General features: G+C 63.0%; 20 protein-coding genes. 9 read left to right on the forward strand and 11 right to left on the reverse strand.

What is annotated here, in order from left to right:
* Positions 1–35: 35 nt before the first annotated feature.
* The 8 genes from ACR0EF_RS04205 (at position 36) to ACR0EF_RS04240 (ending at position 6,495) form a co-directional block, all read left to right on the forward strand.
* Complete coding sequence (locus ACR0EF_RS04205; protein ID WP_170371234.1) at positions 36–833, forward strand: ABC transporter ATP-binding protein; 798 nt, start codon at positions 36–38, stop codon at positions 831–833.
* On the forward strand, positions 833–1,264 hold the full coding sequence (locus ACR0EF_RS04210) for a GNAT family N-acetyltransferase (protein WP_170371233.1): 432 nt from the start codon (positions 833–835) through the stop codon (positions 1,262–1,264). Before ACR0EF_RS04205 ends, ACR0EF_RS04210 begins: the two co-directional genes overlap by 1 nt.
* Positions 1,261–2,178, forward strand: a complete 918-nt coding sequence (locus tag ACR0EF_RS04215; protein WP_170371232.1) for an ABC transporter permease — start codon at positions 1,261–1,263, stop codon at positions 2,176–2,178. Before ACR0EF_RS04210 ends, ACR0EF_RS04215 begins: the two co-directional genes overlap by 4 nt.
* A complete protein-coding gene (locus ACR0EF_RS04220; RefSeq protein ID WP_170371231.1) occupies positions 2,175–3,020 on the forward strand; it encodes an ABC transporter permease in 846 nt (281 codons plus the stop codon). The genes ACR0EF_RS04215 and ACR0EF_RS04220 overlap by 4 nt, the downstream gene beginning before the upstream one ends.
* 53 nt (positions 3,021–3,073) lie before the next feature.
* Complete coding sequence (locus ACR0EF_RS04225; RefSeq protein WP_170371230.1) at positions 3,074–4,063, forward strand: ABC transporter substrate-binding protein; 990 nt, start codon at positions 3,074–3,076, stop codon at positions 4,061–4,063.
* Between the two features lie 153 nt (positions 4,064–4,216).
* Positions 4,217–4,930, forward strand: a complete 714-nt coding sequence (locus tag ACR0EF_RS04230; protein ID WP_093961810.1) for an ABC transporter permease — start codon at positions 4,217–4,219, stop codon at positions 4,928–4,930.
* Positions 4,923–5,657 carry an ATP-binding cassette domain-containing protein gene (locus tag ACR0EF_RS04235; protein WP_170371229.1) on the forward strand — a complete coding sequence of 245 codons (735 nt, stop codon included), beginning with the start codon at positions 4,923–4,925 and terminating at the stop codon, positions 5,655–5,657. Before ACR0EF_RS04230 ends, ACR0EF_RS04235 begins: the two co-directional genes overlap by 8 nt.
* Positions 5,658–5,676: 19 nt before the next feature.
* The gene (locus tag ACR0EF_RS04240; protein ID WP_170368320.1) at positions 5,677–6,495 is read left to right on the forward strand and encodes an ABC transporter substrate-binding protein; all 819 of its coding nucleotides are present in this window, start codon (positions 5,677–5,679) and stop codon (positions 6,493–6,495) included.
* A gap of 6 nt (positions 6,496–6,501) precedes the next feature.
* Here ACR0EF_RS04240 and ACR0EF_RS04245 read toward each other — a convergent pair whose 3' ends face one another.
* From ACR0EF_RS04245 to ACR0EF_RS04290, 10 genes are all read right to left on the reverse strand, one after another.
* Positions 6,502–7,374, reverse strand: coding sequence for a helix-turn-helix transcriptional regulator (locus tag ACR0EF_RS04245; RefSeq protein ID WP_170371228.1), 873 nt, complete (start codon positions 7,372–7,374; stop codon positions 6,502–6,504).
* Positions 7,375–7,500 carry a hypothetical protein gene (locus ACR0EF_RS04250; protein ID WP_280525655.1) on the reverse strand — a complete coding sequence of 42 codons (126 nt, stop codon included), beginning with the start codon at positions 7,498–7,500 and terminating at the stop codon, positions 7,375–7,377.
* A gap of 13 nt (positions 7,501–7,513) precedes the next feature.
* A complete protein-coding gene (locus tag ACR0EF_RS04255) occupies positions 7,514–8,776 on the reverse strand; it encodes a c-type cytochrome (protein ID WP_170371227.1) in 1,263 nt (420 codons plus the stop codon).
* Entirely contained in the window at positions 8,777–9,985 is a 1,209-nt protein-coding gene (locus tag ACR0EF_RS04260; RefSeq protein ID WP_170371226.1) for a formate dehydrogenase subunit gamma, read from the reverse strand.
* Between the two features lie 71 nt (positions 9,986–10,056).
* Positions 10,057–10,650 carry a formate dehydrogenase FDH3 subunit beta gene (gene fdh3B / locus ACR0EF_RS04265; RefSeq protein WP_005983764.1) on the reverse strand — a complete coding sequence of 198 codons (594 nt, stop codon included), beginning with the start codon at positions 10,648–10,650 and terminating at the stop codon, positions 10,057–10,059.
* An 11-nt stretch (positions 10,651–10,661) separates the two neighbouring features.
* Complete coding sequence (locus tag ACR0EF_RS04270) at positions 10,662–13,556, reverse strand: formate dehydrogenase subunit alpha (RefSeq protein ID WP_170371225.1); 2,895 nt, start codon at positions 13,554–13,556, stop codon at positions 10,662–10,664.
* 129 nt (positions 13,557–13,685) lie between these two features.
* A complete protein-coding gene (locus ACR0EF_RS04275; protein ID WP_005983760.1) occupies positions 13,686–13,874 on the reverse strand; it encodes a twin-arginine translocation signal domain-containing protein in 189 nt (62 codons plus the stop codon).
* Positions 13,875–13,935: 61 nt separating this feature from the next.
* On the reverse strand, positions 13,936–14,547 hold the full coding sequence (locus ACR0EF_RS04280; RefSeq protein WP_005983758.1) for a TorD/DmsD family molecular chaperone: 612 nt from the start codon (positions 14,545–14,547) through the stop codon (positions 13,936–13,938).
* A 4-nt stretch (positions 14,548–14,551) separates the two neighbouring features.
* Positions 14,552–15,121: a DUF3306 domain-containing protein gene (locus ACR0EF_RS04285; protein WP_170371224.1), complete on the reverse strand. Its 570-nt coding sequence runs from the start codon at positions 15,119–15,121 to the stop codon at positions 14,552–14,554.
* Positions 15,118–15,672, reverse strand: coding sequence for a DUF3305 domain-containing protein (locus tag ACR0EF_RS04290; RefSeq protein WP_170371223.1), 555 nt, complete (start codon positions 15,670–15,672; stop codon positions 15,118–15,120). Before ACR0EF_RS04290 ends, ACR0EF_RS04285 begins: the two co-directional genes overlap by 4 nt.
* A 252-nt stretch (positions 15,673–15,924) precedes the next feature.
* Between ACR0EF_RS04290 and ACR0EF_RS04295 the strand changes: the two genes are divergently transcribed.
* Positions 15,925–17,880: a 4Fe-4S binding protein gene (locus tag ACR0EF_RS04295; RefSeq protein WP_170371222.1), complete on the forward strand. Its 1,956-nt coding sequence runs from the start codon at positions 15,925–15,927 to the stop codon at positions 17,878–17,880.
* Here the strand turns inward: ACR0EF_RS04295 and ACR0EF_RS04300 are convergent.
* Positions 17,874–18,602 (reverse strand): c-type cytochrome, encoded by a 729-nt coding sequence (locus ACR0EF_RS04300; protein ID WP_170371221.1) that lies wholly within the window; start codon positions 18,600–18,602, stop codon positions 17,874–17,876. The two genes, ACR0EF_RS04295 and ACR0EF_RS04300, sit on opposite strands and share 7 nt — an antisense overlap.
* Between the last annotated feature and the right edge of the window lie 11 nt (positions 18,603–18,613).

Consider the following 18,613-nt stretch of genomic DNA (forward strand, 5'->3'; position numbering starts at 1 on the left):
AACGGGCAAAAAAGCCAAAACTTCAAGGCAGTAGGATGACATCGGAAAGCAATACCCAGCCCGTGATCGAGGCAAAGAACCTCGACCTGACCTTCCAGACCAATGACGGACCCGTGCACGCCCTCAAGGACGTGAACCTGGCGGTCGACAAGGGCGAATTCGTCAGTTTCATCGGCCCTTCGGGCTGCGGAAAAACGACCTTCCTGCGCTGTGTCGCTGCGCTGGAAACGCCTACGGGCGGCACGCTGACCGTCAACGGCATGACTCCGGACGAGGCCCGCCGGAACCGGGCCTATGGCTATGTGTTCCAGGCGGCGGGCCTGTACCCGTGGCGGACCATCGCCAAGAACATCAAACTGCCGCTCGAGATCATGGGATACTCGGCTCAGGAACAGGAAGAACGTGTAAAGAACGTTCTGGAGCTTGTTGATCTAGCAGGGTTTGGTGAAAAATTCCCATGGCAGCTTTCGGGTGGAATGCAGCAACGGGCCAGCATCGCCCGGGCACTGGCCTTCGACGCCGATATCCTGTTGATGGACGAGCCTTTCGGCGCGTTGGACGAGATCGTGCGCGATCACCTGAACGAACAGCTTCTGGCGCTGTGGGCGCGAACCGGCAAGACGATCGGTTTCGTCACCCACTCGATCCCCGAGGCGGTGTATCTGAGCACCAAGATCGTGGTGATGAGCCCACGCCCCGGGCGGATTACCGATGTGATCGACAGCCCTCTGCCCAAGGAACGGCCGCTGGACATTCGCGACACGCCCGAATTCATCGAGGTCGCGCATCGCGTGCGCGAAGGGCTGCGCGCCGGGCACGGGGACGATGTGTGATGGGCAGGGATGACATCAGACGCGCGACCGAGGCGGATGCGCCGGCCTGCGCGGCGGTGGTTTCGACCTGGGTCCGCCAGACCGAGTGGATGACGGATGAACTGCCCCAGCAGGAGTTGGAGGCGCTGATCGCGCAGGCCTTCCCAGACCGCGAGATGTGGGTCGTGGGCGAACCCGTCGATTGCTACATGTCGGTCGATCCCGCGGCGCAGAAGGTCGGCGCGCTGTATTGCCTGCGGACCGGGCAGGGCATCGGCAAGCGCCTGCTGGACCGGGCCAAACAGGGGCGCAGCTTTCTGTGGCTGACGGCCCATCAACCGAATGCCGCCGCGCAACGGTTCTATCGCCGCGAGGGTTTTGTCGAAACCGGAACCGAGGCCGCAACGCCGCCCGAGACCGTCCCCGTGGTGCGGATGGAGTGGCACGCATGAAGCAGCTTGTTGCCGTTCTGACCGTTCTGTTGGCCATCGTCGTCATCTGGTACGCGGCCTGCATTCCGATGAACATCAAGGGCGTTCTGACCGAACAGGAACGGGCCGGGGCCGAAGTGGTTCCGCCCTCGGCCAAAGACCGCCGCGACATGGGGGAAATCGGCCTGGCGCTGCGCAACAGCTTTGCCATTCCGGCGACCTGGGCGCAGGACCGGCCGCGTCTGCCCGCGCCGCATCAGGTGGGCATCGAGCTGTGGGAGACCACGGTTCAGAAGAAGATCACCTCGAAACGGTCGCTGGTCTATCACGGCTGGGTGACGCTCAGCGCGACGTTTCTTGGCTTTGCCATCGGCACGGGGCTGGGCATCCTGCTGGCGGTGGGGATCGTGCACAGCCGGGTGATGGACCTGTCGGTCATGCCCTGGGCCATCGTCAGCCAGACCATTCCCATCATCGCGTTGGCGCCGATGATCATCGTGGTGCTGTATTCGATCGGCATTCAGGGGATCATCCCCAAGGCGGTGATCTCGGCCTATCTGAGCTTCTTCCCGGTGGTCGTGGGCATGGTCAAGGGCCTGCGCAGTCCTGACGCGATGCAGTTGGACCTGCTGCGCACCTATAATGCAAGCAACGGGCAGGCGTTCTGGAAACTGCGCCTGCCGGCCTCGATGCCCTATCTGTTCGCCTCTCTCAAGATCGGGATCGCCGCGTCGCTGGTGGGGGCCATCGTCGGCGAACTGCCGACCGGCGCCGTGGCGGGGCTGGGCGCGCGTCTGCTGGCCGGCAGCTACTACGGCCAGACGGTGCAGATCTGGTCGGCGCTGTTTGCCGCGGCCATTCTTGCGGCCTGCCTGGTGGGCCTGCTGGGCCTAATCGAGCGGGCGGTGTTGAAACGCATGGGGATGGCGCAATGATGATGGTCGGTCTTGCAATCCTTTTGTGGCTGGCCGGTTGGTGGCTAAACACCCGCCTTGCCAGCGGAACCTATGCCGACGCGCGGGCGGTGCGCATTCTTGCGCCACTGATCTTCGGCCTGACCGTCATCGGGGTGTGGGAATTGCTGGTGCGCGGGCTCGAGGTGCCTCTGGTCATCCTGCCCGCGCCTTCGGTGATCTGGGACCGGTTCTGGGACAGCCTGCCGATCCTGTGGGCCGATTTCGTGCAGACCATCATCAAAGGCGCGCTCAGCGGCTATGTCATCGGGTGCGGCGCCGCCTTCCTGATGGCAATCGCCGTGGACCGGTGGGACTTCCTGCGCCTGGGCCTGCTGCCGGTGGGCAATTTCGTGGCCGCGTTGCCGATCGTGGGCACCGCGCCGATCCTGGTGATGTGGTTCGGGTTCGACTGGCACTCGAAGGCTGCCGTTGTGGTGGTGATGGTCTTCTTCCCGATGCTGGTCAACACGGTGGCCGGCCTGCGCGAGGCCACTGCAATGCAGCGTGACCTTATGGAGACCTATGCCGCAACCTATTGGCAAAGCTTTCTGAAGCTGCGGCTGCCTGCGGCCATGCCGTTCATTTTCAATGGGTTGAAAATTTCCACCACGCTGGCCCTGATCGGCGCTATCGTGGCAGAGTTCTTCGGCTCGCCCACTTTGGGCATGGGGTTCCGGATTTCGACCAGTGTCGGGCAATTGTCGCTGGACATGGTCTGGGCGGAAATCGTGGTCGCGGCGCTGGCCGGGACCGCGTTCTACGGTCTGGTCGCCATGATCGAGAAACTGGTGACCTTCTGGCACCCCTCGCAGCGGGGATAAATCATTCAAAAGACCCCGAAAACGGGGCGCAACAACAACTAGGAGAAATGAAGATGAAGAAGTTTATCAGCGGGGCAATCACGGCCCTGGCCCTGACGGCCGGATCGGCCTTTGCCGCAGACGAGGTGACGCTGCAATTGAAATGGGTCACGCAGGCCCAGTTCGCAGGCTACTACGTCGCCAAGGACAAAGGATTCTACGAAGAAGAGGGACTGGACGTCACCATCCTGCCCGGCGGCCCCGACATCGCGCCCACGCAGGTGATCGCGGGCGGTGGCGCTGACGTTACCGTGGAATGGATGCCCGCCGCGCTGGCCGCACGCGAAAAGGGCCTGCCGTTGGTCAACATTGCGCAGCCCTTCAAAAGCTCGGGCATGATGCTGACCTGCTGGAAGGACGCGGGCATTTCCTCGCCCGAGGACCTCAAGAACCGCACGCTGGGCGTCTGGTTCTTCGGCAATGAATTCCCGTTCATGAGCTGGATGAGTCAACTGGGCATCGACACCGGCGGCAAGAGCGAGAACGGTGTCGAGGTTCTGAAGCAGGGCTTCAACGTCGACCCGCTGCTGCAGCGCCAGGCCGATTGCATCAGCACCATGACCTACAATGAATACTGGCAGGTGATCGATGCCGGCGTCAGCCCCGACGAGCTGGTGACCTTCAAGTACGAAGACCAGGGCGTGGCCACGCTGGAAGATGGCCTGTACGTGCTTGAAGAAAACCTCAGCGACCCGGCCTTCGTTGACAAGATGGAACGCTTTGTGCGCGCTTCGATGAAAGGCTGGAAATACGCCGAGGAGAACCCGGACGAAGCCGCCGAAATCGTGTTGGAGAACGATGCGACCGGCGCTCAGACCGAGGAACACCAGAAGCGCATGATGGGCGAAATCGCCAAGCTGACCGCAGGTTCGAATGGCGCGTTGGATCCGGCTGATTTCGAGCGCACGGTGAACACGCTGCTGGCCGGCGGCTCGGACCCGGTGATCACTAAAAAGCCCGAAGGCGCGTGGACCAGCCAGATCACGGATGCAGCCCTGAACTGATTGGCTGTACAATGACAACAATTCAGCGCGGCCCCCTGTGGGCCGCGTTTGTTTTTGCGGATGTCGGAATTTAACTGTCTTCAGAGGCAGTTTCCTCTATTATTCCTGTAAGATTTTGCGATCCCTACGAAAATTGGTGGGTTTGGGAATAAAATGCAGGATTTTGCATCACAATTCAGCCAAGCAGGCCACTTGATCCTGACCGGGGATCCGGACCTTTGGGCGATCGTGATGCTGTCGCTGCAAGTTTCGGTGCTGGCTGTGTTGATTTCAGCCGTGATCGGGATGCCGGTTGGCGCGGCCTTGGCGGTGGCCCGCTTTCCCGGACGGCGCGCGTTGATCATTCTGATGAACGCACTGATGGGCTTTCCTCCGGTTGTCGTCGGCCTCCTGGTCTACCTGATGCTGTCCCGTTCGGGCCCGCTGGGCGTGCTGGAGCTTTTGTACACGCCAACCGCCATGATCATAGCCCAAACAGTGCTGGTAACCCCGATCGTCGCGGCGCTGACACGGCAGGTGATCGAGATGCTGGCCGAGGAATATTCGGAACAGTTGCGCTCGTTGGGAGTGTCTCGGCTGGCGTCTGTTCCCGTGCTGTTGTGGGATGCGCGTCTGGCGTTGGTGACTGCATTGCTGGCCGGGTTCGGACGAGCCATCGCCGAAGTCGGCGCGGTGATTATCGTCGGCGGCAACATCAACCACGTGACACGGGTCATGACGACGACGATTGCGTTGGAGACCTCGAAAGGCAACTTGGCCTTGGCGCTGGCCTTGGGGACGATCCTGATCGGAATTGCCGTGGCCGTGAATGCGGCAGTCAGCGCATTGACGCTTCGGACCGAGCAGGAAGGGTTGCGCCATGCGTGATCTGATGTCGGAAATGCCCAATTGTCTGCAGGCTGATGGTCTGCGAGTGGAACGAAATGGCAAGCTGTTGCTGGATGTCCCGCAGCTGATGATGGATGGTCCGGGCCCGACTTTGATCCTTGGGCCGAACGGTGCTGGCAAAAGCCTGCTGCTGCGTTGCCTGCATGGTTTGATCAAGGCCGATGCGGGGCAGGTTCTGCAGGATGGCGGAGTTCTGAATGCAGCCCACAAGGCCCGGCAGGCCATGGTGTTTCAGCAACCGGTTCTGCTGCGCCGCTCGGTGTCTGCCAATCTGGACTTTGTTTTGAAACGGTTGGGGCTCGGCAGGACTGCTCGGAAGAACCGGATCCAGGAACTTCTGGCCGAAGGAGGGCTTGAGACAAAGGCCCGGCAGTCGGCGCGCTCGCTGTCGGGTGGCGAGGCACAGCGTCTGGCCATCCTTCGCGCGCTTGCGCTTGGCCCCGAGACCCTGTTCCTGGACGAGCCCACCAGCGCCCTCGATCCCGCGGCGACCCAAATGATCGAGGCGATGATCCTGCGCGCCTCGGCCCGGGGGGTGCGGATCGTGATGGTCACCCACGACGTCGGGCAAGCCCGTCGGCTGGCGGCGGATATCGTGATGATGCAGGGCGGGCGCGTGGTCGAGCATGGCACCGCCAAACAGGTGCTGGAAGCGCCACAATGTCAGGCATCGCGCCAGTATCTGGCGGGCTGGCTGGTCACATAACAACAACCGGAGGCAATCCATGTTTCGCGCAGCAATCAAAAGCGCAATGATCCTGTTCGGGCTGTTGGCCGGTCCAGCAGCGGCCGAAGAACCATTCATTGTCGTGCAGTCCACGACATCGACGCAGAATTCCGGCCTTCTGGACTTTATCCTCCCGGGGTTCGAGGCGGAAAGCGGGATCGATGTCCGTGTTGTGGCCGTGGGGACAGGGCAGGCGATCCGAAACGCGATCAACGGCGACGGTGACGTTCTGCTGGTGCATGCCAAGCCAGCGGAAGAGCAATTCGTGGCAGACGGCTGGGGTGTCGAGCGGCGGGACGTGATGTACAACGATTTTGTCTTGGTGGGGCCGAAATCGGACCCGGCCAAGATCAAAGGCGGCGACGACGCAGTGGCCGCGTTGGCAGCGATCGCGCAGGCCAAAGCTCCGTTCGCGTCGCGCGCGGATGACAGCGGGACCCACAAGGCGGAGAAGGCTCTTTGGAGCCTGTCCGGAACGGACCCGACCTTGTCTTCGGGCGAGTGGTACCGCGAGACCGGGTCGGGCATGGGTGCGACGCTCAACCTGGCTGCGGGCATGGATGCCTATGCTCTGACCGATAGGGCCACATGGCTGTCGTTCGGCAACAAGGGAAACCTTGAGGTTCTGGTCGAAGGCGATCCTCGGTTGTTCAATCAATACGGAGTGATCCTCGTGAACCCCGAAAAGCATCCGCGGGTCCGGGCGGCCGCGGGAAGAAGGTTCATCGACTGGCTCACTGGCCCCGACGGTCAGGAAGCGATCGCGGCGTACAAATTGAACGGTGAGCAGCTCTTTTTTCCGAACGCGCAGCAATAGGGCCGGTCAGTCACTTGCGCCGTTGTGATGGATCTGTCCCAAGCCGGACAGATAGTATCCGCCCAATTCATCTGCGCGACGCCTGAATTTGTCCGTTCCCAAAAAAGTCAGCAGTTTCTGCATCGGCGGATCGAAACAGGACCGCCGCCAGATGGCGAGGTCGAGACGTTCGGAGTGGGTCGGAATGAAGCCCAACCCGTAGAGACGCGCCAAGGCTCCGATGCCGAACCCTGCCTCGGCCTTCCGGTCGTGCAGGGCGATTGCCAGTTCCTCTTCGGTGCGGGCACAAGTCGGCAGGGCGTCAAGATCGGCGCGGCTCAGGCCGCAGCTCTCCAACTGGGCATCGAACAAGTGCTGACTGGCGGCACTGTCCTGGCGCAGAACGATACGGCGGCCTTTCAGATCACCAAAATCGGAAATTCCCTGAACCTCGGGGGCCAGCAACAGGCCGCGCTGGCGGCTTGCGACCTCGTACAGAACCACGGGCGCCTCTCCCAGCGCATCGCGGACGGAATTGACGTTGAACCCGCCCGGTTCATGGATGTGCAGTACCGCGGCCTGTGCGTCACGTCGCGCAAGGCGGTTCAGCCCGTCGAATGAGCCGTCGTAATAGGTGGCCAACCCCGAGCCGCTTTCGCGGAGCGCCCAATCCAAAAGGGGGTCATGGCTACCAGCCACGATGTCGGGCAGGGGCGGTTTGACCGTGTCCGGCCCAGTACGCGACGCATTGAGCCAGGCCAGTACCTCGGCCCGGGGAAAGAGAAGTTTTCCCATCGCTTTCACGCAGGGCACTTCGCCCGAAGACGCCAGATCATAGGCCTTGCGTTCGCCAATGCGCAGCAGGTCCGCCAACTCTCGTGTGGTCAGGAATTCGGACATTCAGTCTAGTCGCACCGAGGAGCCGGTCTGTGTCTCGGCGGCTGAGTGTCCGAGTTGCTTCAAAACCATCGGTGCGGCCGCAGTTATGACGACCATTGCGGCGGCAGCTGCAAGAAAGGCTTTCATCTTATCCTCCGGCTTAGTCTGCGGGCGCCGTCGCGCTGCGCAGAAACTCAATCAGGTCAGTGCGGTCCTGCTCCTGCGCGATCCGCTGCATCGGCATCTTCGATCCCGGAATGTAGTGGTCCGGTCCCTGATCGAAAAGAGCGTTTATCGTCTGTTCGTTCCAAACGATATCAGACCCTTTCAGCGTTTCCGAGTAGATGTATCCGGGCAGTGTCCCGGCCTGACGCCCGAATACGCCATGCAGGGTCGGTCCGGCCCGGCGCTGATCGTCCGGCGTAAGGCTGTGGCAGATTGAGCATTTCCGGGCGAACTGCCGTTCTCCGTTTTGCATTTCGCCGGGGTCCTTCAGGAAACTCGGCTCTTGGCTGGTCATCCGTTCCTGTGACCCCAGCGCGGCCACCGGCCAGCTGTACATGGCCTGATCCAGCCCGCCTGCGTACAGGTTCTCTCCATCGGGGGAAAAGGCCAGTGCCCAGACCGGGCCGCGTAGCGTTGCCCGGAAATCCTGCGCAATCCGCCAGTTCTGCGTGTCGATGACCATGATGTAGCCCTCACCATCGCCCACCGCCAGCAGTGACCGATCCGGGCTGAGGGCGAGCGCAAGGATCGGGCGGCGGTCCAACGTGAAATCACGCTCGGCCCCGGTGGTCAGGTCCAGAATGCGGGTTACGCCATCGACCGCGCCATATGCGATCCAACCGTCTTGCGCGTTCAGGACCAGTTCGTTGATGCCGAAACCATGCTCGACCAGTCGCGCGGTTTCGGCCCCGGTCGTCACGTCCCAGACCCGCAAGCTGCCGTCGACCCCGGCGGAGTACAGCGACCGTCCGTCCGGCGCGAAGGCCACCGCGTTGACGCCGCTGCCCGTCGGGCCCAGCAGCTTGGCCGCACCGCCTTGGGTTGGCCACAGGCCGATGGTCCCATCCCAACTGGCAGTCGCCACAAGGGTCTTTGAGGCAGCAAGGCCGACGACCTTGCCCTTGTGCTGACCAACGACCTGTCCACCGGGCCAACGGCGCAGGGTAAAGTCGTCGCCGGCCGAATAGATCGCGGTGCCGTTGAAAACAACCGCGTTCACGGCAGCCTCGTGACCTTCCAGCCAGTCCGGCTGCTGCCCGGACCACAGTCCCACGGAATTGTCGAAACTGGCGGTGGCAATGCGCCCGTCCGGGGCTGTGGCGATGTCCATGATCGGTCCGCCATGGCCCTTGAGCGTGTAGAAATCCGCCGCCAACGGCAGCGGCAGCAGGGCCAGCGCCAAAGCCAGCCCGCGCATCTATTCGGCAGGCGAGGCCGCGGCGTCGCTGGCCTCCTGCGCCTTTACCTCTTCCAGCCACAGCGAATGGTGCTCGCGCGCCCATTGCTCTTCGACCTCGCCGGTACCCATGGCGTCAAACGCGCCCTCCATGCCGACCGAGCCGAGGTAGATATGGGCTAGGATGATGGCGATGAAGGCATATGCGACCATGACATGCCAGATCTGGGCATATTGCATCTCTTCCTGCGGAGACATCTGCGTGGGCAAGTCCAAGCCCATCAGTTGGGGTAAACCGGTCGCGTTGGCGATCGAAAACGTCTTGGCGAACATCGGAAGCTCGAATGGGAACAGCAGCGACAGACCCGACAGGCTGATCGAGACGCCAAGCAGAATGCACAGCCAGAAAATGATCTTTTGACCGGCGTTGAATTTCTTGGCCGGGGGGTGGCTGCCTTTGGTGAACAATCCGCCGCCTGCCGCCAACCATTTCAGGTCGGTCCGGTTGGGGATGTTGTGGGCGATCCAGTTCACGGTGATGATGACCAATCCCAGCATGAAGGCCCAGGCCAGATTGTTGTGCAACCACTTGCAGCCTTGCGCGATGGTGGCGAACCCTTCCTTGCCGAACAGTGGGATCAGGAAATCCCGGCCATAGAGCGTCAGCAGGCCGGTCAATCCAAGTATCAGGAACGAGCCGGCAAACAGCCAGTGCCCGAACCTTTCAAATCCTGAAAACCGGGTGACCGTGCGGCCCGTTTTCTCGCCGTCGATGCGGATGCGCCCTCGGATCAGGAAAAACAAAAGCAGAACGACCAGCATCCCGCCCAGAATGTAGGTTCCGTATTCACGCAATGGACCGGTGCGGAAAGTCCACCACCACATGCCACCGTCCTGGATCAGCACGCCGGCAGCCGGCCCTTTGGTCGACACGGTGACATCGGCTGAGCCATAGCGGATGGCGCGATACACATCGCTGTCCGAAGCCACGCCGCGCGTACCCAACTGACCCAGCAGCCCTTCGGCATTGCCTTGCCCGGTATTCTGTGCGCGATAGCTGTTGTCGACCTTCTCGCCGCGTTGCCGGGCCAGAATATCCTCGAGCGTCGTGGCGCCACCGGTCTGCGCGCGCGGGGCAGCGGCTGGTTCGTCTGTGCCGGTCGTGTCCTGTGCAAGCGCGCCGTGCGCGATCCCAAGTGTCAACGTCAAAGCCAGAAAAATGCGCAGCATCGGAACCTCGGTATCAATCCAAAATCGGGTGACCCACCTGCGCGGGTCACCCGTGTTGTCAGGCTGGGGTCTCAGCCGTCCTTCTGGTCGTAGGCCGTGCCCCAACCCCAGGCGCCCGAGCCGAACCCGCGCGCCACGACGCGTTCGCGGTAGATGGCCGATACCACGTCACCGTCACCGGCGAGCAGGGCCTTGGTCGAACACATCTCGGCGCAGATGGGCAGTTTGCCCTCAGCGATCCGGTTGCGGCCGTATTTGGCGAACTCTGCGGTCGAGTGCGTTTCCTCGGGACCGCCGGCGCAGAAGGTACATTTGTCCATCTTGCCGCGCGATCCGAAGTTGCCGGCCTGCGGGTATTGCGGCGCGCCGAAGGGGCACGCATAGAAGCAATAGCCGCAGCCGATGCACAGGTCCTTGGAGTGCAGGACGACGCCTTCTTCGTTCTGATAGAAGCAGTCGACCGGGCACACAGCCATGCAGGGCGCATCCGAACAATGCATGCAGGCGACCGAGATCGAGCGTTCACCCGGTTTGCCGTCATTGATCGTCACCACCCGGCGGCGGTTGATGCCCCAAGGGACCTCGTGTTCGTTCTTGCACGCGGTCACGCAGGCGTTGCACTCGATGCAGCGTTCAGCGTCGCAGAGAAACTTTGCTCTAGCCATTGTCGTCCTCCTTACGCTGCCCAGATCTTGCAGAGAGTCGCTTTGGTCTCCTGCATCTGGGTCACTGAATCATAGCCATAGGTCTGGGCGGTGTTGGTGCTTTCACCCAGCACGTACGGGTCGGCGCCTTTCGGGTATTTCTCCCTCAGGTCCGCGCCCTGGAAATGGCCGCCAAAGTGGAAGGGCATGAAGGCCACGCCGGCACCGACCCTTTCGGTCAGCATCGCCATCACCTTGACCTTGCCACCCTCGGGACCTTCGACCCAGACCTGCGATCCGTCGCGAATGCCAAGGTTGTTGGCGTCACGAGGATTGATCTCGACGAACATGTCCTGCTGCAGCTCGGCCAGCCACGGGTTCGACCGTGTCTCGTCGCCGCCACCTTCATATTCGACCAGACGACCTGACGTTAGGATTATCGGGTAATCCTTTGAAAAGTCGTTCTTCTGGATCGAAGCATACAAGGTCGGAAGGCGATAGGCCTGACGGTCCTCGTAGGTGGGATAGTCGGCCACCAGGTCACGCCGCGGCGTGTACAGCGGCTCGCGGTGCAGCGGGATCGGATCCGGGAAGGTCCAGACCACGGTGCGGGCCTTGGCGTTGCCGAAGGGCGCACAGCCATGCTTGATGGCCACCCGCTGGATGCCGCCCGACAGGTCGGTCTTCCAGTTGGTCTTGGGCCCGGCCACTGCGTCGATGGCCGCGCGTTCTTCGGCCGTCAGGTCGCCATCCCAGCCCAGATCCATCAGCATCTGCATCGTGAACTCGGGGTATCCGTCCTGGATTTCCGAGCCGACGCTGTAGACCCCTTCGGCCAGCAGGTTCTGACCGTCACGCTCGACGCCGAAACGCGCGCGGAAGGTCAGGCCGCCCTCGGCCACCGGTTTGGACATGTCATAGAGGTTCGGCGTCCCCGGATGCCCCATCTCGGCGGTGCCCCAGCAGGGCCACGGCAGACCGTAGTATTCGCCGTCATTCGGACCGCCCACCGCCTGCAGCGTCGTTCTGTCGAACGTGTGCTGGTTGGCCATATGGCTTTTGATCCGCTCTGGCGACTGACCGGTATAGCCGATCGTCCACAGCCCCGCGTTGAACTCGCGCGTGATGCTTTCGACATTCGGGGTTTCGGGGTCCTCCATCTCGATATTGCGGAAGAACCGATCCGCCCAGCCGAATTTGTTGGCGAACTTGGCCATGATGACCTCGTCCGGCAGGCTTTCGAACAGCGGATCGACCACCTTGTCGCGCCACTGCAGCGAGCGGTTCGAGGCCGTGACCGAGCCACGGGTTTCGAACTGCGTGCAGGCCGGCAGCAGATAGACGCCATCGGTCCGGTCATGCAGGACGGCGGAAACGGTGGGATACGGGTCGATCACGACCAGCATGTCCAGCTTTTCCATCGCCGTCTTCATTTCGACCATCCGGGTCTGCGAGTTGGGCGCGTGGCCCCACAGAACCATGGCGCGGACGTTGTTGGGCTGATCCATGTTCTCGGGATCTTCCAGAACACCGTCGATCCAGCGCGAAACCGGGATGCCCCGTTCGTTCTGCAGCGACTTGTCCTTGCCGTCCTTGTCCTTGACCATTGCGAACTGGCCAGCCAGCCACTCCGGTTCCTCGCCCCAGACGCGGGCCCAGTGACCCCATGCGCCTGCGGACAGGCCGTAATAGCCGGGCAGGGTGTGGGACAGAACGCCCAGATCGGTTGCGCCCTGCACGTTGTCATGGCCGCGGAAGATGTTGGTGCCGCCACCAGAAGTGCCCATGTTGCCCAACGCCAGCTGCAGCACGCAATAGGCGCGCGTGTTGTTGTTGCCGTTGGTGTGCTGGGTGCCGCCCATGCACCAGATCACGGTGCCGGGACGGTTGTTGGCCAGCGTCCGCGCCACGCGCTTGAGCTGCGATCCCGGCACGCCGGTGACGCGCTCGGTCTCTTCAGGGGTCCAGTTGGCGACCTCCTCGCGGATCTGGTCCATGCCCCAGACACGGGTGCGGATGAACTCTTTGTCTTCCCAGCTGTTGTCGAAGATGTGCCACAGGATGCCCCAGATCAGCGCCACGTCGGTGCCGGGGCGGAAGCGGACATATTCGTCGGCATGGGCCGCGGTGCGCGTAAAGCGCGGGTCGCACACGATCAGCGGGGCGTTGTTCTGCTCTTTCGCGCGCAGAACATGCAGCAGCGAGACGGGGTGCGCCTCGGCCGGGTTGCCGCCGATGATAAAGATCGCCTTGGAATTGTGGATGTCGTTGTAGCTGTTGGTCATGGCGCCGTAGCCCCATGTATTCGCAACACCCGCAACGGTGGTCGAGTGGCAGATCCGCGCCTGGTGGTCCACGTTGTTGGTGCCCCAGTAGGCCGCGAATTTGCGGAACAGATAGGCCTGTTCGTTGTTGTGCTTGGCCGAACCCAGCCAATAGACGCTGTCAGGTCCGCTTTCCTCGCGGATGCTCATCATGCCGTCGCCGATCTCGTCGATCGCCTGTTCCCAGCTGATGCGCTTCCACTCGCCACCCTCTTTCTTCATCGGGTATTTCAGGCGGCGTTCGCCATGGGCGTGTTCACGGACAGCGGCACCCTTGGCACAGTGAGCGCCCAAGTTGAACGGGCTGTCCCAACCGGGTTCCTGCCCGATCCAGACGCCGTTCTGCACTTCGGCAACCACGGTACAGCCGACCGAGCAATGCGTGCAGACGGATTTGATGTTCTCGACAGCCGTGTTGGCTGCGGTCTGGGCGCTGGCGGGCGACACGGTTCCACCCGTGGCGCTGATCGCGGCCAGGCCGCCGATCGTCAGGCCCGAGCCACGCAGGAACGCGCGGCGATCGACGCTCTTTTCGCCGATTTGGGACAGGATACTTGTCCGCTGGGGGCGTCTCGCAACCCCGTTGGTCTTTTTCCTAAGCATTTCCTTCCTCCCTTGCTGGCCATGTTGACCATGGCTGGCTTGGTGTTTCGAAATCGACGTCAGGGCCAATCGCAACCGTCAGCCGAGTGTGACCACGTCCGGACCGATGCCGGGCGTCGTCGGGGCGGCCTAGAAGCGCGCGCTGTCGAAATAGGCGCGGGTATGCGCCGTGTCCTGAATGCGGGTCTCGTCCGAGGGTTGCTCGGCCGCTTCGGCCTCGGTTCCCAGGCTGGCCGCTGCAACGGCTGCCGGGGCCGCGGTGCCCGCCAGTTTCAGGAAGTCGCGGCGGCTGGCGCCGGTCTCCTTGGTCTTGCTCATGGGATCCTCCTTTCCCATTTGCGGTTCAGCGCCCGCCGGGGCGCCAGCGAATGACGGCCGCCTAATGCGTCGTCATGCGGAAGGCCTCGCGTTCGATCTCCATGAAAACCCGGCCAGCGGTGCCGACCGAGGCATAGAGAACCGAATGCTCGGCTGCTTCCAGGTCCGAGAAAAAGTGCTCGGCCCAGGGGCCGATATGCTTGTTCCAGAACGTCTTTTGATCTTCCAACGCGGCCGGGCCGCCGAAACGGCCGACGATCATACCGCCCATCATCTCCATCAACGAGGCGATGTTGTCTTCGGGTTCGAACACGTTTGCCGCCCGGGTAATGCCCCGCGCCGCCATGTCGTTGCGCAGCTGCGCCAGCGGTTTCTCGTTCAGGAACCCGGTCAGGTAGAAGCTGGCATAGGGCAGCAGTTCTCCGCGCCCCAGCCCGATGAACAATGCGTTGAACTCGCGCTCGGCCGCTTCGGGCTTGGTCACTTTGGCCACGCGGGCCATGGCCTGAATGGCCTGGCCCAGATCGGTCTCGTCCCCCGACAGCGCCGCGATCTGGCTCAGCAGGGTCTGGTCAGGGGGTGTGGCGAGCAGCAGGCCCAGAAAGTTGTAGAAATCCGCGCGCAGACGGTCCTCGGGGGAAATCTCGAACGTCTGCGGGTCGCGAATGTTCATCGGGTCATCCTTCGAATTCGAATTTCATGCGCCGCGGGGCCGGGGGGCGTTCGTCCTCATCCGGTTGGATGGCGTCTGCCACTTCGACAGGGGGCGCGGGCTCGGCTTCAGGCTCGGGCGTTTCGGTAGTCGGCTCGGCTTCGGCCTCGACCGGGTGTTCCTCGGCTTCCTTCTGCTCGGCCAACGCCTCGATATGGCGCAACATGCCTTTGCCCACCTGGTATGCCGTCTGCAGGTTTTCGACCACGCAGGCGGCGTCGGTGTAGTCCTCACCGTAATCGACCAGCCCGTCCACATTCGCCAGTACCGGGTTCAACCGCCACAAGCGCCGCAAGGCGCGGCGGCGCAGACGGTCCGGCACGGCCTTGTCCATGAAGCCAGAAACATCGTCGCCCGACTGCAGCAGGTCCGGGTCGGGCAGGTCAAGCTCGGCCAAAATCTCGGCGTCGTTCTTTTCTTCCAGTTCGGCCTGCTGCGCGGCGATCTCCTGCGCGGTCAGGGCCTCTTGTTCGGCATGCGCTTCGGCCTGCACGGCGGCCTTGCGGCGAGACCAGAAATCCTCACGGGTGCTCATTGTACGGCCCTCCGCGGGGCGCGGTAGACATCCGAGGTCTGGCGGATGCGCGCATCGCCCTTGCCGTCTTCCACAAGATCCACCCGTTTCTTGTCGCGGCGGCGTTTGACGAACACCTCATCGCGGTGATGGGCCAGAGTGAAATCGCGCACCCAAGCAATCAGGCCTTCGGTCATCGGGATCTTTTCCACGATCTCTTCGCCGGTATCGGCATAGTCCTGCCCTTCATAAGGTGAAGCGGTGATCAGAAACGCGTTCAGCGGGCGGTCACCTTCGGCATCGTGACGCAGGACAAGATACAGCGATGGCTGGCTGTCCGAGAGATTGGCCATATAGGCCTCGGTTTCGTCGGACCAGAGTTTCAAGGGCAGGGTGGCGGCGTGGTATTCGACCGCGTCGCCCTCGCGGCGCAGTTCGACCCAGTCGGCGGGCGGGGCGCCGGGCAGCACCGCGACAGCGCGCCAATTCCACCGGGCCCAGCGAGTGACCCCCGGTGTCTTGCGCACGACGACGCCAACCGGCATTTCGATCTGTTTTGCGGCCTCGGCCACTTTGATCCTCCCCGGAAAAGCTCTCCCCTGCCTTCCCTTAGGTTCACTATGGTACACAAATGGGCCACGTGCCAAGTCCGCAGCGGCCTGAAATGGTCGTGATCTGGAAAAAAATCGTCGCAAATGGGTCCCGGCGACGATCAGCCGACTTTGGCGGGCGAGGCAGAGTTTCTGACCAGAACCGGCCGCCACACGTTGCATGGGCGGCGTTTGGGTCTAAGGTTGGGGCAAGGAAGAGATGCGGGGGGGAATATGGTCACCAAATTGGTTTTGTGCGATTGCGCCGGAAGTCAGGCCCTGGACGGGCAGGGGATATCGGCTGCCTGCGGTGCTGAATGCAGCAGGGTCCACACGGCGCTGTGCACCTCCGAACTGACCGCTGCGGCCAAGCTGCTGCAGTCGGATGACCAGATCGTCATTGCCTGCGGGCAAGAGGCCCAAGTGTTTCACGAGTTGGCCGAGGAACTGGGCGTGGATCACCCCGGCTTTGTCGATCTGCGCGACCGGGCCGGCTGGTCCGAGCAGGGGCGGTCGGCGATGCCCAAGATAGCGGCGCTGGCGGCCGAGGCTCTGTTGCAGCAGCCGATCACGCCCAGCGTGGATGTCATCAGCGAAGGCACCGCCTGCATCATCGGGCCGGGTGAGGTTGCATTTGACCTGGCCCAGCGGCTGTCGGACACGATGGCCGTGACGGTGGTCGTCACCGATGAGGCGCAGCCTGACAGTCGGGCCTATGACGTGGTACGCGCGCGGGTCCGGGCTGTCTCGGGGGCGCTGGGCGGGTTCACGCTGCGGCTGGATGCATTGCAGCAGATTGATCCGGCCGGACGCGGTGCGTTTGCCTGGACCCCGCCGCGCGACGGTGCGGCGTCGGCCTGCGATGTGCTGATCGACCTGGCGGGGGGTACGCCCTTCGTGACGGCCCCGGACAAGCGCGAAGGTTACCTGCGCGCCGATCCGCGCGATGCGGTGGCGGTTGCCCGGTTGGCCTTTGACGCGGCGCAGCTGGTCGGGACCTTCGAAAAGCCGCTGTATGTCCGGCTCGAAGAATCCCTGTGCGCCCATTCGCGGGCCGGGCAGGTGGGCTGTTCCAACTGTCTGGACATCTGCCCCACAGGGGCCATCACCCCGGCCGGAGATCACGTGGCCATCGACCCGATGGTCTGCGCGGGTTGCGGCGAATGCGCGGCCCTGTGCCCCTCGACCGCGATCAGCTACGAAGATCCGCCGGTGGCGGCCCTGCTGGCGCGGATGCAGACCCTGGCGGCGACCTATCGTCGGGCCGGAGGGCGTGCCCCGCGCCTGTTGGTACATGATGCCCACGGGGCCGAGATGATCCGGCTGGCCGCGCGGTTCGGGCGCGGGCTGCCCGCCGATGTGATTCCGCTGGAGCTGGGTGTGGTGTCCGGCTTTGGACATGCCGAGATGCTGGCTGCCTTGGCTCATGGCTTTGCCGGGGTCGACATCCTGCTGGCCCCGACGACCGAGCGGGATGCGTTGGAGCGCGAACTGCCGTTGGCGCTGGCCATCGCCGGAGCGGACGTCGTTGGAGTGATCGACGAATCCGATCCCGATGCGCTGGCCGATCTGCTCTATGCGCAGGACGTGCCGCGGTCACTGGCCCAGCCGGTTCTGCCGCTGGGCAACCGGCGCCAGATTACGCGGCTGGCGGCGCAGGCGCTGCGCCCCGATGCGTCCGAGCCGCTGCCTCTGCCGGAACACGCACCCTATGGCGCGGTGGCGGTGGACACCGAGGCCTGCACCCTGTGCCTGAGTTGCGTGTCGCTGTGCCCGTCGGGCGCATTGATTGACAATCCCGATATGCCTCAGCTGAACTTTCAGCAGGATGCCTGCCTGCAATGCGGGCTGTGCAAGACCATCTGTCCCGAAAGCGCGATCACCCTAGTGCCAGAACTGGACCTGAGCGACCGCGCGCTGTCGCCGCGTGTCCTGAACGAAGAAGAGCCCTTTGCCTGCATCGAATGCGGTGCTCTGTTCGGGGTGAAATCTACGGTCGAGCGGATCATGGAAAAGCTGGCCGGCAGCCACCCAATGTTCGCCTCGTCCGAGCAGGCGAAGATGATCCAGATGTGTGACGATTGCCGTGTGCAGGCGCAGTTCCACAGCGAGGATAATCCGTTTACCTCAAAGCCCAAGCCCAAGGTCGTTACCACCGATGACTACTTCAGCAAGCGCAAAGATCACTGAAGCTTGAGCGGCGCCCCCAGATCGGCCGCGCGGATGACCGAGACATACGCCAGGATCGCCTCAAGCTCGTCCTGCGTCAGTCTCAGCGGGTGAATGGGCGGAGGGCGTTCGGGGTCGAAGGGCGCAGTGATCCCTACGATCTGGGTAAAGGACGGATGTGGGTTCAAGGCGAAGAACGCCTGGAACCGGTTCGACCAGTCCGGCATCGCGCGCAGCACCGCAAAGGACGGCGTGGAGCCCAACCCGTTCATCCTGTTCTGCGGGCCAATCACATGGCAGCGCCCGCAATGGGTCAGCGACAGCTTTTCGCCCAGCAAGGCGTCGCCTTCGATTGCATCGGACTCGGGCGCAGCGACCGTTTCGAAACTGGCCGAGAACGGGTCGCCCTCGGTCGGTGCAAAGCTTTCGACGGTGCGCTTGCCCACATCGGACATCAGCCAATCCTGAAAGCGGGCCTGACGCGTTTCGTCCTGAATGCGCAGGTGATAGATGTCGCCGCCGCGCTGAAACACCGGCTGCCCCGGCGGTCCGACCGCAAGCACCATCGCGCCCGCATCATCCGCGACAACGCGGATTCCGGTCTTGAGCGAGAAGCGCGGAAGAATATGTTTCAAAAGACCCGAGCGTGCGACATCTTCCGGCGCGGCCAGACCAATCTCCTCCTGCGACCAAGAGGGGCTGGCGAAGAGCGTCAGGCTCAGGCACAAAAGAACAAAGCGCATGGCCCAGCCTA

Source organism: Ruegeria sp. CG8, from assembly GCF_056537165.1.

Coding starts and splice junctions, on each gene's coding strand:
- ACR0EF_RS04205 (WP_170371234.1), top strand. CDS start 36: ATGACATCGGAAAGCAATACCCAGCCCGTGATCGAGGCAAAGAACCTC.
- ACR0EF_RS04210 (WP_170371233.1), top strand. CDS start 833: ATGGGCAGGGATGACATCAGACGCGCGACCGAGGCGGATGCGCCGGCC.
- ACR0EF_RS04215 (WP_170371232.1), top strand. CDS start 1,261: ATGAAGCAGCTTGTTGCCGTTCTGACCGTTCTGTTGGCCATCGTCGTC.
- ACR0EF_RS04220 (WP_170371231.1), top strand. CDS start 2,175: ATGATGATGGTCGGTCTTGCAATCCTTTTGTGGCTGGCCGGTTGGTGG.
- ACR0EF_RS04225 (WP_170371230.1), top strand. CDS start 3,074: ATGAAGAAGTTTATCAGCGGGGCAATCACGGCCCTGGCCCTGACGGCC.
- ACR0EF_RS04230 (WP_093961810.1), top strand. CDS start 4,217: ATGCAGGATTTTGCATCACAATTCAGCCAAGCAGGCCACTTGATCCTG.
- ACR0EF_RS04235 (WP_170371229.1), top strand. CDS start 4,923: ATGCGTGATCTGATGTCGGAAATGCCCAATTGTCTGCAGGCTGATGGT.
- ACR0EF_RS04240 (WP_170368320.1), top strand. CDS start 5,677: ATGTTTCGCGCAGCAATCAAAAGCGCAATGATCCTGTTCGGGCTGTTG.
- ACR0EF_RS04245 (WP_170371228.1), bottom strand. CDS start 7,374: ATGTCCGAATTCCTGACCACACGAGAGTTGGCGGACCTGCTGCGCATT.
- ACR0EF_RS04250 (WP_280525655.1), bottom strand. CDS start 7,500: ATGAAAGCCTTTCTTGCAGCTGCCGCCGCAATGGTCGTCATAACTGCG.
- ACR0EF_RS04255 (WP_170371227.1), bottom strand. CDS start 8,776: ATGCGCGGGCTGGCTTTGGCGCTGGCCCTGCTGCCGCTGCCGTTGGCG.
- ACR0EF_RS04260 (WP_170371226.1), bottom strand. CDS start 9,985: ATGCTGCGCATTTTTCTGGCTTTGACGTTGACACTTGGGATCGCGCAC.
- fdh3B (WP_005983764.1), bottom strand. CDS start 10,650: ATGGCTAGAGCAAAGTTTCTCTGCGACGCTGAACGCTGCATCGAGTGC.
- ACR0EF_RS04270 (WP_170371225.1), bottom strand. CDS start 13,556: ATGCTTAGGAAAAAGACCAACGGGGTTGCGAGACGCCCCCAGCGGACA.
- ACR0EF_RS04275 (WP_005983760.1), bottom strand. CDS start 13,874: ATGAGCAAGACCAAGGAGACCGGCGCCAGCCGCCGCGACTTCCTGAAA.
- ACR0EF_RS04280 (WP_005983758.1), bottom strand. CDS start 14,547: ATGAACATTCGCGACCCGCAGACGTTCGAGATTTCCCCCGAGGACCGT.
- ACR0EF_RS04285 (WP_170371224.1), bottom strand. CDS start 15,121: ATGAGCACCCGTGAGGATTTCTGGTCTCGCCGCAAGGCCGCCGTGCAG.
- ACR0EF_RS04295 (WP_170371222.1), top strand. CDS start 15,925: ATGGTCACCAAATTGGTTTTGTGCGATTGCGCCGGAAGTCAGGCCCTG.
- ACR0EF_RS04300 (WP_170371221.1), bottom strand. CDS start 18,602: ATGCGCTTTGTTCTTTTGTGCCTGAGCCTGACGCTCTTCGCCAGCCCC.